Origin of the sequence: Coleofasciculus sp., assembly GCF_046565525.1 — a bacterium.
In the GTDB taxonomy this organism is placed as follows: Bacteria; Cyanobacteriota; Cyanobacteriia; order Cyanobacteriales; family Coleofasciculaceae; genus Coleofasciculus.
The window spans coordinates 1-15,355 of sequence record NZ_JBKHUP010000086.1 but is presented as its reverse complement, the minus strand read 5'-3'; the positions used below and the strand labels follow the sequence as shown (position 1 = coordinate 15,355).

Sequence of the window (15,355 nt, the reverse complement as noted above, 5' to 3'; positions counted from 1 at the left end):
CTCCCTTATGCAGGTGTTACCCCTTCGGTTGAAGATTTAACAGTGAGTTGCTGACGCCTATCATCCTTAGTGTGTGAGTTTTACGTCCCGCAGGATTAGCTGATGTCGTTTACCTTAGCTAAAATTAGTAACATCTAGTAACATCTATAGGACATCGGATGGTATTCATCATAAACCTGTAACAGAACAACCGATTCGTCAAAGTTAAATCAACTCAACATCGCTTGTCAGAATGATTCTATCAGTTGATATTATTGCCTTTCGACTACCACTCCTGCCGTTTGGCGCTTTTTTACCGTCTCTGCCACTCGATAGCCTTTTTTCCACCCAAGGCATTATGGTTATGCTCTTGGCAGCTTACGCGGTGGCGATGTGGATGTTTCTCACCAGTGCGCCTAAAGTACATACCATTATGGTGTCTGATGTGGAGGTGGCACGACAGTTTTATGAAGGCTTGCTGGAGTTGTCAGCCGCAGAAGTTCCCCTACACTACTACTACAATTATGAGCAAACCCTAGGCGCAACCGGGATTGATCCCCTCTATCTATCCACCAATACCGGAACCACGAGTGCAACTCAACTACAAGGAACTGAGGGACTTTGGTATCAGCTTAGAAAAAATACCCAACTCCATGTCATTTCCGGTGCCAGCTATGGGAATAAAAATCGACACCGCCATGTCTGCTTTGATCATGACTGCTTAGAACAAGTGTTGATGCGGGTACAAATGCGACGCCTCAAGTATAAGGTTCGCACTCAAAAACCGCTGAATTTTTTAGTTAAAGATTTAGAAGGGCGCGTTATTGAAATGGCAGAAGTCTCCAATTGAGCCATCTTCGTTAAAGTTAGCAATAGGCAAGAAGTATAGACGTTCCCACGGAACGTCTATTATTTAGTGTCTGCCAAAACAGTCATCATTTATATATAGATACATCCATATTTTCTGGTAATTCATCCCCGGAAAGTGAAGGTCTTACATCCCTTTTGGTAGTAAGTGAAGTACACAGACAGATACCCGACTTCGTAGGAGTTGTCGGGTATCTTGCTTGAGGCTGTACCTCATCAACCACCAAATCTGCTGTATTACCAAATTAGATAAACTTTAAGTCTTGAACGGCTCTTTTTTTGTAGTTTTTGTTACTGTTTTCTATAAAATTTACTCTATGATATGATAGGTGATTACTCTAAGTACGGAAGAGCTAAATTTATCACCCATGATAAACCGAGGAACATCGCTTTGTTCCGACCATTGCGTATTATACTTTTTGTAAGCATAATATATTACCGAGAATTAGCCAAGCTGAATTGTCATTAAACGTTGATATTTGCACTGTTTAAACTTGACAAAATCTATGGTTTAAGCAACAAGAATAATGACACTTATTTTTAGTTACAAAAAGTCAAAAAAAAATATTAACTAATTTAAATAATTGTGAATTCGTAAAATACAGTACGATTTTTCTGATACAAATAAACCTAGGAAATATTTCTTATGGCAAACGCAAGTTCACCCTTGTAGAGTGTAGAAGGTGCTGATATGAACGAAAATACTTACGAATTGGAATCTGAACTGAAAACTTTGAATCACGTCTATCAAACCTTGTCCCAAGTCAAGACTCAAATGAATGATGAGAGTTATGGACTAGAATCTCTGGGATTAAGGAACCTTGGTCATCTGTATCACAATCTCCCGGTTCCCCAGCTTATCGAAGAAGCCCTAAAACGGCATGAAGGCGTTCTTGCTGCCAATGGCGCTCTTTGTGTAGAAACAGGCAAATACACCGGACGTTCTCCGGCGGATAAATTCATCGTTGATGAGCCGGGGCTGCATGAGGAAGTGAACTGGAATAAAGTCAACGTTCCCATCTCACAGGAAAAATTTGACTTACTCTATAAACAGATGTTGGCTTATTTGCAAGGCAGAGATCTGTTTATCTTTGATGGATATGTCGGTGTTGATCCGCAATACCGCCTGGGTGTACGAGTTATTAACGAACTCGCCTCGCAAAATTTGTTTGCTCATCAAATGTTCCTCCGCCCCACTCCAGAGGAACTTAGCACCCATAAACCCGAACTAACCATCATTGCAATTCCGGGTTTACAGGGAGACCCAGAGATTAATGGTATCCATAGTGAAGCCTTTATTGTCGTCAGCTTTGAAAAACGGCTGGTTTTAATTGGCGGATCGCGCTATGCCGGTGAAATCAAAAAATCGGCATTCTCATTCATGAATTATCTGATGACTAAGCGCGATGTTCTGCCCATGCATTGTTCCGCAAATATGGACAAAAAGGGGAACACCGCGTTATTCTTTGGACTTTCTGGTACGGGGAAAACAACCTTATCGGCAGATCCCACACGGCATCTAATTGGGGATGACGAACATGGATGGTCAGAACGGGGTATCTTCAACTTTGAAGGAGGCTGTTACGCGAAAACTATTCGACTGTCGCGGACGAATGAACCTCAGATTTGGTCAGCTATTCGCTTTGGGTCAATGATGGAAAATGTGATTCTTGACCCAGAAAGCCGCATTCCTAATTATGATGACGGTCGCCTCACTGAAAATACACGAGTCGCTTATCCGGTCGATTATATTCCCAATTGTGTAATTCCGGGTATCGGTGGTCATCCTGGAACCGTCATTTTCCTCACCGCAGATGCCTTTGGCGTATTACCACCAATTGCCAAGCTGACCAACAGTCAGGCAATTTTCCACTTCATGTCAGGTTACACCAGCAAACTAGCGGGTACAGAACGGGGAATTACTGAACCCCAAGCCACATTTTCTGCTTGTTTCGGTCAACCATTCCTTCCCCTGTCGCCAACACTTTACGGAGAGATGTTATTTGAGCGACTTGTTAAATACGATGCCAATGTCTATTTAGTTAATACAGGATGGACGGGTGGACCTTATGGAGTTGGCACACGCATCCGGATTCAAGACAGTCGCGCCATGGTTGCTGCAGCGTTAAGTGGGGAGTTGGAACAGGTGAAATTCTATCACCATCCCATCTTTAAAATCTTAGTGCCAAAAACAGTTCCTGGGGTTGACAGCAGCATTCTCGATCCGCAAAATACCTGGAGTGATCCCCAAGCCTACGAGAAACAAGCGAAGGACTTGGCGAAACGATTTGTCGAAAACTTCAAGAAGTTTCCTAATGCGCCGCGTGAAGTGAAGGAAGCTGCACCTGTTTTTGAGTAACTGTTCCCAGTTTTTGCCGCAACAACCTTTACTTTAGGGTTGTTGTGGACAAGAACTTGAACGGGTAAGGGTGCATAACAGTCCTTGGTGTCAATTGAAGCAAACCCATTATCCATCGTTTAGAGACGTAGCATGCTACGTCTCTACATTTCCAGTTAGGTCTGTAGGGGCGGGTTTTACCGATAACGTTTTGGAAAAAACCGATAACTGTACTAAACACCGATAACTGTACTAAACCCGCCCCTATAGGGGATGTATGTAGATATGCATAGCCTTCCAGAGTTGAGGAAACCCAAGCGTGAGAGATCGCTGGGCACATAGAAGGACTAGACTACACTAGACTATCATAAAAAATTGGCTTGGGAAGTCTTTCTTGCCCAGAATAGAAAAGTCTTAAGGTTGACTCATCCCTTATTTGTTCCTGTACCCTTGAGCAAGGCTTCAAAGGATTCATTTCCCCGTAGATTATCAAAATCTGAGTCAGTTTTGGCTAAGGTGAGATATTCACTGGGGTTAAGGCGGATCGCTGCTTGTAAACTCGCGATCGCACCCTCCGGATTTCCCAGTACGGCATAGCAACAGGCTTGGTTGTACCAGGCGTATTCGTCCTCTGGATCAGAGGCTAATACTTGGTCATAACTCGCCACGGCTTCAGTATATCGACCCAGTTTCCGCAGCAGTTCACCTCGCTGATACCAACTCCAGGGGTCAGTGGGTTTGATCTCCAACGCCTGATCATAGCTAGCCAGGGCCTCTTCTGGGCGTCCCCAACGTCGCAGGGAATCTCCCCGTCGATACCACGCCCAATAATCATCGGGTTGGGTTTCTAAGGCTTTTTCGTAACTGGCAATTGCCTCTCCATAGCGTGCCAAATGTCGCAGGGCGTCACCTAAGCGATACCAACTCCAGTAATCTGTCGGTCGAATCTTTAGGGCTTCCTCAAAGGAGGTAATCGCTTCCTTATACCAATCTAAATCTTCTAGGGCGACCCGTCCCCGATTGTACCAAGCCCAATAGTCATCTGGTCGAGTATCCAGGGCTTGATCATAACTTGCGATCGCGTCTTCGTAGCGTTGTAACTCCCGCAATACCTGGGCGCGTTGACACCAACTCCAGTAATCGGTGGGTTTTTGGGCTAAAGCTTGGTCATAACTACTTAACGCTTGCGAGTAGTATCCCAACGCATCTAAAACATCGGCTCGCCAGTACAGCGCCCAAAAATCATGGGGCTTGTAGTCCAAAGCCCGATTATAGCTGGTCAGGGCATCTTCATAGCGCCCCTCATCTCGTAATCCATGTCCTTGATTTAACCAATCTCTATAGCTATCAGGTCTGCACTCTAGCACTCTGTAGATAGTATGGGCAGGTTTCTGCCTCATCGATAATGTTGTACCCATAGTTTAATCTTGAAATTGTGTAACGGATAGTTAAGTGGTTACTAATGACTAATGACCAATGACTAATGACTAATGACCAATGACTAAGACAAAATAGTTCATGTTACCCACACCACTGCTAATTTATCGACAAAATGGGGAAGAGATCATTCCCAAGCGGTTGCCGATTAACAAAGGAACCTGTGATATTGCCACGGCTTTAATCACCTGTTTTCAGGAGGCGGTTGGTCATACTCAAGGTCAACTGGATCGCCAGCTTTCTGAATTAGAAGGGGATAGTCCTGATTATCGCCTCAAACGGGGACTGGCGCATCTGCTAAAAAATAACTTCAGCACCTTTGAAATCGTTAGCCCCCTTGAACCGAAAGAACTGCGACAACGAGTTTTTACCCTATCAGCCCAATCCCTCCCCTGTCGCGCCGCGACGGAAGCTACCCTAGAAACCCTGAGTAGTAGGCTTACTCAAGAATTACATCAAGAAGTGCTACCTTCGCAAATTCGGACGGGGCTTTATGCGGATTTGCCAGAAAATCGGATTCTCACCCAGTTTGATGATCCAGCTCCGGAAGCCCTGCTGCACCGTTACAACTTATCTCAAGTTCAAGGTATTTTCTACAAAGCCTCTGAGATGATTCTCAATGCTCATCGTAATGTACCAGGAGAGTATAAATTACTGTTTCGTTACTTAAAGTTATTTGGCTTAATGACTTATATCGAAGGCGATGCGGATCACGGGTTTACCATTACCATTGACGGACCTGCCAGTTTATTTAAAGCCAGTACCCGGTATGGACTTGCGATCGCGAAACTAATTCCTGCCCTGCTTCATGTTACCCGCTGGAGTCTCAAAGCCACGTTACAAATGCGTGATCCCTACACCGGAACGTGGAAAACTGGACGATTTTGCCTCAATGATAAATGTGGGTTGGTGACTCATTATCCCCCGGGTAAGCCTTACGATAGTATGATTGAAGCTTCCTTTGCCAACCGTTGGGACTCGCTGAAAACAGAGTGGATTCTGGAACGAGAAGTAGATTTGGTTCCGATTCCGGGGAGTGTGATGATTCCGGATTTTCGGTTGGTGCATCCCGATGGGCGAGATATGTTATTAGAAATTGTTGGCTTCTGGCGTCCCGACTATCTGCAAAAGAAATTTTCTCAAGTCCGGCGGGCGGCTTGTGATAATTTAATTTTGGCAATTTCTGAGCGACTTAATTTGGATAAAGCTGGGGTTAAGCTGGAACGTGTGCCTGCCCAAATTATTTGGTTTAAGGATAAGTTATCACCCAAGGCGGTACTAGAGGTATTAGATCAATGAACGGTGATCACCGTAGGGGCGCACCGACGTGCGCTCCAGTATGCAAGGCTTGCGCCCCAGTATGGTTCCCGGTTACGGCGTCATGGTGCCAGGGTATAGCAACCGCCTTGGCGGTTAGACAGATCATTGATGTAGAGAGGCGGCATGGCGCGTCTCTACCCATGGAAATCGGGAATATCCCTATATCTGGAAAAGGATGATTATAATAAGTTGAAAGCGAGGAAAACTTCAAACCCAAGTTAGCTGCTTGGGGACAGCGAGAAGGAACAATTAAGAACAACGGGTGCATGAATCGCTGTTAGATGTTTATAGTCTGATGGTTTAGAGACATTCACGGCGTTAACGTAGACAAGTTCAGGCTTATCAGGAGTGCCATATTGGGTTGAAGCAGAAATGCCTCAATTGCTTCATTCTCCAGTTCTATCGCTACATACGGCTACTAATGAATCAATCAATTTATGGCTCTGATGAGTTTAACTACGATGAGTATGCGGTTTTGTCTGGTCAGTGGGTTAGTGGTTAAACTGGGTGTTGATATCTTATTGAACCCAGTGTCGGCTCAGATTATCCCGGATGCTACCTTGGGGATTGAAGGGTCTCGCTTTATCGAAGGTGTAGAGATTGATCGGATTGAGGGTGGAGCAGCGCGAGGGGTCAATTTGTTCCACAGCTTTAGTGAGTTTAATGTATTAGACGGACAACAGGTTTATTTTGGCAATCCTGGGGGGATTGAGAATATCCTGAGTCGGGTGACGGGGGGGAATGGCTCGAATATTTTGGGGACTTTGGGGGTGTTGGGGAATGCGAATTTATTTTTAGTGAATCCGAATGGGATTGTGTTTGGACCGAATGCGCGGCTGGATGTGGCGGGTTCGTTTGTGGCTTCTACGGGAAATGGGTTTAATTTCTCGGATGGGAGTAGTTTTAGTGCGACGAATCCAGAAGCGCCGCCGTTGTTGACGATTAATGTTACTCCGGGGTTGCAGTATGGGGCGAGTCAGCCTCAAGCCGAGATTATTAATCAGGGAAATTTAGGGGTAGGGCAAGATCTTACTTTAGTCGGGAATCGTCTCACGTTGTCGGGTCAGCTAGAAGCGGGGAGGGATTTAACCCTGTTGGCAACGGATACGGTAGAGATTCGAGATAGTGTGACAAATCCGTTTCTGGCGCAAGCTGGTGGAAATCTCACGATTCAGGGGAATCAAGGTATCAATATCTTAGCGCTTCTTCATCCAACGCAGATACCGTTTGTCAGTGGGGGCAATCTGAGTTTAATCAGTGATGGGATTATTTTCGGGGATGCTCGCTTTAGTAGTGGGGGCGGTTTTTCGATTAAGAGTGTATCGGGGGGATTGGCAAATTTTTTAAGCTTATATGACCCAATTATTAGTGCCAATGGTGATGTGGATGTGGCGGCTAATTATACGGGAACATCGCTGTTGGTGGAAGCAACGGGTAATATTTGGTTCGGCGGCAATATCAATATTACTGGGCCAGATACGAGTACGTTGCCGGCTGGGCTGGATACTGCAACATTGAGTTCGGGTTCAGCGTTAATTATGCGATCGGGGCAGAATAATTTGGCTTATGGGGGTGTTAATTCAGGCGATGTGCCTAGTTATGGTACTGGATCTGTGCCAGAAGAGGGAATTACCATCGGTGGAAATGTTATCGTACAACCATTTAATGGGGTTGGGGGGATAGTGTCCTTGTCGGCAGCATCGGGGGATGTGATGACCGGATTAATTAGCACTAATGGACAGGAAACAGATCCTTTAACTTCGTACCCTTCAGAAAGAAACGGGGGGGCGATTAGCATCAGCGCTGCCTCCGGCAGTATTACTACTAGCAATTTGTACTCTTTCTCGTCCTCCAACTCCGACAGTAAAGTAAATGGGGGAACGATTGACTTGGCAGCGGGAGGTAGCATCACTACCGGTACTCTCATCTCCGCCTCCAGACGCCGTGGAGATGGGGGAGCGATCTCTCTGACGGCAGGCGGCTACATTAAAACAGACGATCTTTGGTCGTCTTCCTTCATGGGAAATGCAGGAGCAATTTCTCTGACTGCAGACGACTACATCGAAACAGGCAAATTTGAGTCCGCCACCTTGGATGGAAATGGAGGACAGATCACTCTGGAGGCAGGCAGTTACATCAAGCTTACAGGTGAACTCAAATCCCACTCCGACTACTCTGGAAATGGGGGAGCGATCTCTCTGACGGCAGGCAGTTACATCAAGCTTACAGGTGAACTCAAATCCCACTCCGCCTATCAAAATCTAGGCTCTGCTGGAAATGGGGGAGCGATCTCCCTCACTGCCCAAAACGACATTACGACTGCCGACCTGAACTCTTCCTCCAACGGCTCTGGCAGTGGGGGTAACATCACCCTTGATAGCACTGCTGGGCAGATTAACACAAGCGCAGGGACTTTAAGATCTTTCTCTAACTCTGGAAATGGGGGAGCAATCGCCCTCACTGCCCAAAACAATATTACGACTGGGGAACTGGACTCCTCTGCCTCCGGCAATGGTTCAGGTAGTGGAGGTAGCATCACCCTTGATAGCACTGCTGGGAAAATAAGTGCAGGGACGTTAAAATCTTCTTCTTACGCTGGGGATGGAGGAGCGATATCCCTGAGTACAGGCAACTCCATCACAACAGGTAATCTCTTCTCCAACTCCTTTTCTGGAAATGGAGGAGCAATCTCCCTGAGTGCAGGCAACAATATAACAACAGAAAGTTTTTTGATCACTTCCAATTCCTTATCTGGAAATGGAGGAGCAATTTCCCTGAGTGCAGGCAACAACATAACAACAGAAAGTTTTTTCATCACTTCCAACTCCGAATCTGGAAATGGGGGAGCAATCTCCCTGGGTGCAGGCGACAACATAACAACAGGTAATCTCTTCTCCAATTCCTTATCTGGAGATGGAGGAGAGATCTACCTAACTACAGATGGCGGCAACATCCTAACAGCAGGTCTTCTCAGCTCCTCCTCCGACTCTGGAGATGGAGGAGCTATCACCATGAATGCAGGCGACAACATAACAACAGGTAATCTCTTCTCCAATTCCGCCTCCCTTTCCTCCTCTTCTAAAAATGGGGGAGCAATCGCACTTTCTGGCAGAAACATCACAATTAAGGGCGATTTAGACTCGTACTCATATTCAAGCTCCAGCAATAGTGGGAATGGAGGAGTGATTTCCCTCACTGCTAAAGATGGCGATATTGTAGGAATTCCCTTTGAACCATTAGACTCTTTAGTCCCTCGCTCTCCAATCTTTAAATCCTTTTCTGTTTCTGATCAGGGAACTGCTGGCGATGGTGGAAATGTGATTCTAGAAGCTAAAAACAATGTAAGCGTTTTAGATATACTAACGACCTCTTCTTCTTCACGAGCTGGGGCAGTTCAGGTAACAGGTTCTGGAGATTTATCGTTTACAAATACCAACATTGTGACAAGCAAGCCGTTGACGCAGGCTCTTGGGCTGATGCCACAATTTATCGGCGGCACAATTACCTTAAGTGTTGCGAAGCAAGTTCAATTAGATGTTGGTAGGACAGGTCAATCAGGAGATGTCATTCTCACCAGCTTAGGAAACCTCACATTTAACAACAGCCAGATTTTAAGTGACACCAAAGGCAGCGACTCAGCCGGTAGTGTAACAATAGAAAGCCCCGGTCTCGTCACGTTCGACGATAGCCAAATTATCAGTAACACCAGCAGCGGAGGGCAGGCAGGAAGTATCAGTGTCTCTGCACCAGAGATATCGCTTGATTCTGAGAGTGCTTTGTCTGCCAAAACCAGCAGTAGCGGACACGCCGGAAACCTAATCCTCCAACCTTACAATAATGGACAAACGTTGTCTGTTGTTTTCCAGGATGGAGCGCAGATATCAGCCTCTACTGCTAACAGTGGTCAGGGTGGCAACATCCGAGTCACAGCTCCTCAGTCCGTTACATTGAGGGGTAATGGCAGTCTGTCAGCCACAACTTCTGACAGCGGTAAAGCCGGAACAGTTACAATTGAAACCCCTACTTTAGTGATTAATGGCACACACGTAACTACCTCTACCTCTGGTAACGGTACGGGAGGAAACTTAACAGTTAACGCCTCCAACTCCGTTACCTTGAGTGGTAATGGGCAGTTGTCGGCTGAAGCCACACAGGAAGGTCAAGCTGGGAACTTAGAAATTAAAGCGAATCAACTGACACTTCGAGATAGTTCTAGCGCCACCGTCAGCAGCACGGGAGAGGGAAGCGCAGGAAACCTCACAGTTAATGCCCCTTCCGTGCTTTTGGATAACCAAGCCAGGTTAGCAGCGACTACAGACAAAGGTAGTGGCGGCAATATTGAACTACAGAATTTATCATCTCTACAATTACGCGATCGCAGTCAGATATCGGCTTCCACAGGGAGTGGTGAAGCAGGGAATGTTTCAGTCCAAGCTTCAGGAGGTACAGTCACCCTCACTGGCAATAGCCACCTAGAATCAGAAGCCACACAGGGAGGTCAAGCTGGAAACCTAGAAATTACAGCGAATCAACTAACACTTCGAGATAGTTCTAGCGCCACCGTCAGCAGCATGGGAGAGGGAAGCGCAGGAAACCTCACAGTTAATGCTCCTTCCGTGCTTTTGGATAACCAAGCCAAGTTAGCAGCAACCACACAAGCAGGTAGTGGCGGCGATATTCAACTACAGAATTTATCATCTCTACAATTACGCAACGGCAGTGAGATATCCGCTTCCACTGAAAGTGGTACTGGAGGCAATGTGTCAGTCGAAGCTTCAGGAGGCACTGTCGCATTGAGTGGTAATAGTCGCTTAGCCGCAGAAGCAACCAAGAGTGGTAACGCAGGCGGTGTCAGGATTAATACTCAACAGTTATCTATCGAGCAAGAAGCGCAAGTTGCCGCTAGTAGTAAAAATGGTTCCGGCACAGCCGGTAATGTCGATATCACTGCTAGTGGTGTTACCCTCAATAGCGGCGGACAAATCACAGCCGAAACTGATGCTGGAGGCGAAGCCATTCCTGCCAATATCTTCCTCCGAGAACTAAATACCCTACAAGTGAATAACAGCCGCATTTCCTCATCTACCAATACAGGAAAGGCAGGCAATGTCGAAATTACTGCTGATGAAGTCACCCTCGACGGCACTTTTAAATTTGAGGGAACAGAGCAAGGAGGGGTGCTAGCCCAGGCAACTGGGGATGGAGGTAACGCTGGCGGTGTCACTTTCAACACCTCTCGACTAAGTTTAGACAATGGTGCCGAAATCTCAGCTAGTAATGTCTCAGGAAATGAGCGCGGAGACGTCACCTTACAAGGTTTGACAAGTCTATCCCTTAGCAATGACAGTGAGATATCCGCCTCCACTCAGACGGGTCAAGCCGGTAGTGTCAGCATCAACGACGAGGAAAATCCTGCTACTTCAGTTACCCTCAATAACAGCAACATATCAGCACAGGCAACTGGAGATGGAGGTAACGCTGGCGATGTCACGATTAACGCCGAGACTCTCTCCCTAAACAATGGAGAAATCACAGCAAAAACCAGAGGCAATGGACAAGGCGCCAACATCACCCTGAATCTCACAGATTGGTTGCGCCTAGATAACGAAAGCCTCATCTCTGCCGAAGCCTTTGACGATGCCAATGGCGGTAACGTCAAAATTAACCTAACCGCCAACACTGGCATTCTCTTTGCCCTACCATCCAACAGCAACGGCAGCGATATCATTGCTAAAGCCAACCAGGGTACTGGCGGCAACATCACCATTACTGCCCCCCTTGGTATCTACGGCATCGAAAAACGAAAAGCTAATCCTGGTAACCGCACGAATGATATAGATGCCAGTTCCGAGTTTGGTGCCCCAGGTCAAATCACCATCAATTCCCTGGTGATTGACCCCAGCCAAGGACTAATCGAACTTCCCACCGACACCGCCGCCCCTCAACTCGACCAAACCTGCTCCCCCAGCCAAAGCGGAAATAATGAATTTACCGTAACTGGACGCGACGGACTCCCCCCTAGCCCCACCGATATCCTCACCCCAGAACAACCGCTAGCTGACTTAGGCACACCCGTCAACAGCACCGCCACCCAGCCAACCCCAACCGCAACTCCCCCTGCTTCCCCCAAACCCATCGTAGAAGCCCAAGGCTGGATTATTGACGAACAGGGTAACGTTACCCTCGTCGCCAATGTACCAACCGCCAATTTCCAGGGAGCATGGCAACCTCAAGTATCCTGTCAGGGAGGGCGCTAATGTCCAAATCCCAACCAACCCGCCGCCCAAAACTGCACAAACTCCTATGCTACGTTGGCATTGGTCTCAGCCTCACCCTGCTGAAACTCTACCTAGACTGGACGCCCGCTACCGCCATTGTCCCCCAGACAGACAACCTGACATCAAATAAGACTCATGTAACCTCTCCCCCAGCCTCCCTTATTCCCCCCAACCTCCCTCGTTCCCTTTCCTCACGGGATCTGGAAAACCTCTCTCCAAACCTCTCTCCTACAAGGAGAGAGGCTTTGAATTCTTCCCCCTTCCCTACCTCCAACAACGCCCTCAACCTCTTCCAACAAGGCAAAACCCACTATCAAGCCGGACAATTTGCCGCCGCCCTAGACGCTTGGCAACAAGCTGCTGATGCCTACCAGACTCAAGGAGAACCCCTCAACCAGGCAATGACATTCAGTAACCTGGCACTCGCTCATCAGGAATTGGCACAATGGAACCAAGCCAATCACGCCATGGCTCAAAGCTTCGCCCTCCTAGACACCATCCCCCCCAACACCCCAGAACGTCTCCGGGTGCAGGCACAAACCCTCAACACCCAAGGCACCCTGCAACTCGCTCAAGGACAAGCCGAAGCCGCCCTGAAAACCTGGCAGCACGCCAGCCAACTCTACACCCAAATCCCCGACGAACCGGGCATCATTCGCAGCCAAATTAACCAAGCCCTCGCCCTGCGAGCCTTAGGGCTATACCGTCGCGCCCGCCATACCCTAGAGCAACTCGCACAAACCACCTTACCAACCCAACCCGACAATCCCCTCAAAGCCGCCGCTTACGCCAATTTAGGTAACCTACTCCGCTCCCTCGGTAGCCCCGAACAAGCCAAGAAAACACTCCAGAAAAGTCTGGATATCGCCCGCACCCTCAACTCCCCCGCCGACATCAGCGCCGCCTTACTCGGCTTAGGCAACACCGCTCGTTCCCAAGGGCAGGATAAACTAGCCATCGACTACTATCAACAAGCCGCTGCCAGCGCCATTTATCCCAATGCACAATTTGAGGCATCTGTCAATCAACTCGACCTACTCCTGGTAACAAACCAAAGGCAACCCGCCACTACCTTAATCCCCCAACTCCAGGAACTCGCCCAACACCTACCCACCACTCGCCCCGCCATCTATGCCCAAATCCACTTTGCCCAAACCCTCACCCACCATCAAAGCCAACTGAACCCCAGCCTATCTGCCCCAGAAATCGCCCAGATTCTCGCCCACGCCCAACAGCAGGCGCAACACCTCAAAGACACCGTAGCCGAATCCTATGCCCTCGGCTACCTAGGACGCCTCTACGAAAAAGCCCAACAATGGCAGGACGCTGAACGCCTTACCCGACAAGCCTTGGCACAAGCCAAAATTCCCCCAGAAGTCGCCTATCAGTGGCAGTGGCAACTGGGACGACTTTTAAAAGCACAGAATAAACCCCAAGCCGCCACCAACGCCTACACTAGCGCCTATAAAACCCTGAAACTCCTGAGAGGAGACTTAGTTGCCGCCAACCCCGATATCAAATTTACGTTCCGAGACGAAGTTGAACCTGTTTATCGGGAACTCGTAGACTTGCTCCTATCCCCTCAAGGCACCAGCAAACCCAGACAAAAGAACCTGAAACAAGCCCGTGAGGTGATCGAGGCACTTCAGGTAGCGGAACTAGAAAACTTCTTTCAATCCGCCTGTTTGGATTCAACGGTACAAGTTGACCAAGTGGTCGATGAAAAAGACCCAACGGCTGCCATTATTTACCCGATTGTACTCAAAGACCGGATCGAAGTCATCCTCAAGTTACCGGGCAAAAAAACTCCTCTGGTTCATTATCGCTCCACTGACGTATCCCGCCAAAATGTGGAAGCCACCGTAAAACTATTCCGCCGTGATCTCCAAGAACCTTTCGCTTACTTCGACAAGGAGAATGGGCAAACCCTCTACAACTGGTTAATCAAACCAGCACGCCCCTACCTGGAACGCCACGGGATCAAAACCCTAATTTTTGTCCTGGATGAACCCCTGCGAAATATTCCCATGGCAGCGCTTTACGACGGGGAAACCTATCTGGTTCAAACCTATGCTACTGCCCTAGTTTTGGGGCTAGAAGTGCGCGATTCCCATCGGCTAGAGCGAAACCAGATGGATGTGCTAGCTGTCAGTCTCACTGAACCGCCGCCACAGGTGGGTAACTTCGCCACCTTAGACAATGCCAATCGCGAGTTAGACAAAATAAAAGCCGCAGGCATTCCCATTGCCTTCATCCGGGACAAAAATTTCACCAAAACCGCATTAGAGGAACGCCTGGAGCGCTCTACTTTCGACATCGTACACCTAGCCACTCACGGTCAATTTGGCGATAAGCCAGAAGACACCTTTATTCTCGCGGCTGACGGGAAGATCCCCTTAGACCAATTTAGCCAATTATTTCGCCGCCAACAGTCCACCACAACCCAAGGGATTGAACTCCTCCTGCTCAGTGCCTGCCGCACCGCCACAGGCAGCAATCGAGCCGTACTGGGAATTGCCGGAGCCGCGATTCAGGCAGGAACACAGAGTGCGATCGCGTCTCTCTGGAGTTTGGATGATCAATCCAGTGTTACCTTCACAGAAGCCTTCTACCAACACTTAGGACAACCGGGGGTTTCTCGCGCCGAAGCCTTACGACGAGCGCAGCAGGCGATGTTGCAAGACGCCAACTACCAAGCCCCCCTCTTCTGGGCTGCCTATGTCTTAGTGGGAAGTTGGTTTTGAGCCTCAAGCTGACAATAGCTGAGAAGCTGTTACTGCTAGTTCGGAAAATGTCGGAGAGATAATCCGCTGATTTCCTGTAAAGACGGTTGCTTCATATCCTGTCTCTGTCAATAACAGCACACAAACCTGAGAGTTGCGTAAGTCTACAATCCAATATTCGGGGATTTTTATCGCCTTGTACTCCGCCAATTTCTGTTCATAATCGATTTTTTTAGATCCGGGACTAACGACTTCAACCACTAAAAGGGGTGGCGTTTTCAACACAGCCGCCGATCGGTATTCCTCTAATCGCTCGCATCAATGGACATTTCTTTCCTTTGTGGACATAAGTGTAACCGTCAGCTTTCCAGATTGGCTCGAAATACTTCCAGTTGATGCTTTGCAGTTTTCCT

7 protein-coding genes are annotated in these 15,355 nt (G+C 48.0%); 5 read left to right on the top strand and 2 right to left on the bottom strand.

Translation table 11 applies throughout. The features are described 5' to 3' along the window. The first annotated feature begins 232 nt into the window (after positions 1–232). Positions 233–829 (top strand): glyoxalase-like domain protein, encoded by a 597-nt coding sequence (locus ACLGGO_RS25995; RefSeq protein ID WP_446335445.1) that lies wholly within the window; start codon positions 233–235, stop codon positions 827–829. 708 nt (positions 830–1,537) lie between these two features. Next, positions 1,538–3,205, top strand: a complete 1,668-nt coding sequence (gene pckA / locus ACLGGO_RS25990) for a phosphoenolpyruvate carboxykinase (ATP) (RefSeq protein ID WP_446421443.1) — start codon at positions 1,538–1,540, stop codon at positions 3,203–3,205. A gap of 404 nt (positions 3,206–3,609) precedes the next feature. Here the strand turns inward: pckA and ACLGGO_RS25985 are convergent, their stop codons facing one another. Further along, complete coding sequence (locus ACLGGO_RS25985; RefSeq protein WP_446421442.1) at positions 3,610–4,602, bottom strand: tetratricopeptide repeat protein; 993 nt, start codon at positions 4,600–4,602, stop codon at positions 3,610–3,612. Between the two features lie 100 nt (positions 4,603–4,702). Between ACLGGO_RS25985 and ACLGGO_RS25980 the strand changes: the two genes are divergently transcribed. The 3 genes from ACLGGO_RS25980 to ACLGGO_RS25970 all read left to right on the top strand — a co-directional run bounded on the left by ACLGGO_RS25980 (position 4,703) and on the right by ACLGGO_RS25970 (position 14,963). After that, positions 4,703–5,920, top strand: coding sequence for a DUF790 family protein (locus ACLGGO_RS25980; RefSeq protein ID WP_446421441.1), 1,218 nt, complete (start codon positions 4,703–4,705; stop codon positions 5,918–5,920). Positions 5,921–6,378: 458 nt separating this feature from the next. Then, the gene (locus tag ACLGGO_RS25975) at positions 6,379–12,198 is read left to right on the top strand and encodes a beta strand repeat-containing protein (RefSeq protein WP_446421440.1); all 5,820 of its coding nucleotides are present in this window, start codon (positions 6,379–6,381) and stop codon (positions 12,196–12,198) included. Next, positions 12,198–14,963 carry a CHAT domain-containing protein gene (locus ACLGGO_RS25970; protein ID WP_446421439.1) on the top strand — a complete coding sequence of 922 codons (2,766 nt, stop codon included), beginning with the start codon at positions 12,198–12,200 and terminating at the stop codon, positions 14,961–14,963. Before ACLGGO_RS25975 ends, ACLGGO_RS25970 begins: the two co-directional genes overlap by 1 nt. Positions 14,964–14,966: 3 nt before the next feature. Here the strand turns inward: ACLGGO_RS25970 and ACLGGO_RS25965 are convergent, their stop codons facing one another. Then, complete coding sequence (locus ACLGGO_RS25965) at positions 14,967–15,227, bottom strand: Uma2 family endonuclease (RefSeq protein ID WP_446421438.1); 261 nt, start codon at positions 15,225–15,227, stop codon at positions 14,967–14,969. Between the last annotated feature and the right edge of the window lie 128 nt (positions 15,228–15,355).

What these genes read in the sequence shown, in the direction of transcription:
- ACLGGO_RS25970 (WP_446421439.1), top strand. Translation starts at nt 12,198, where the DNA reads ATGTCCAAATCCCAACCAACCCGCCGCCCAAAACTGCACAAACTCCTA.
- ACLGGO_RS25980 (WP_446421441.1), top strand. Translation starts at nt 4,703, where the DNA reads ATGTTACCCACACCACTGCTAATTTATCGACAAAATGGGGAAGAGATC.
- ACLGGO_RS25995 (WP_446335445.1), top strand. Translation starts at nt 233, where the DNA reads ATGATTCTATCAGTTGATATTATTGCCTTTCGACTACCACTCCTGCCG.
- ACLGGO_RS25975 (WP_446421440.1), top strand. Translation starts at nt 6,379, where the DNA reads ATGGCTCTGATGAGTTTAACTACGATGAGTATGCGGTTTTGTCTGGTC.
- pckA (WP_446421443.1), top strand. Translation starts at nt 1,538, where the DNA reads ATGAACGAAAATACTTACGAATTGGAATCTGAACTGAAAACTTTGAAT.
- ACLGGO_RS25985 (WP_446421442.1), bottom strand. Translation starts at nt 4,602, where the DNA reads ATGGGTACAACATTATCGATGAGGCAGAAACCTGCCCATACTATCTAC.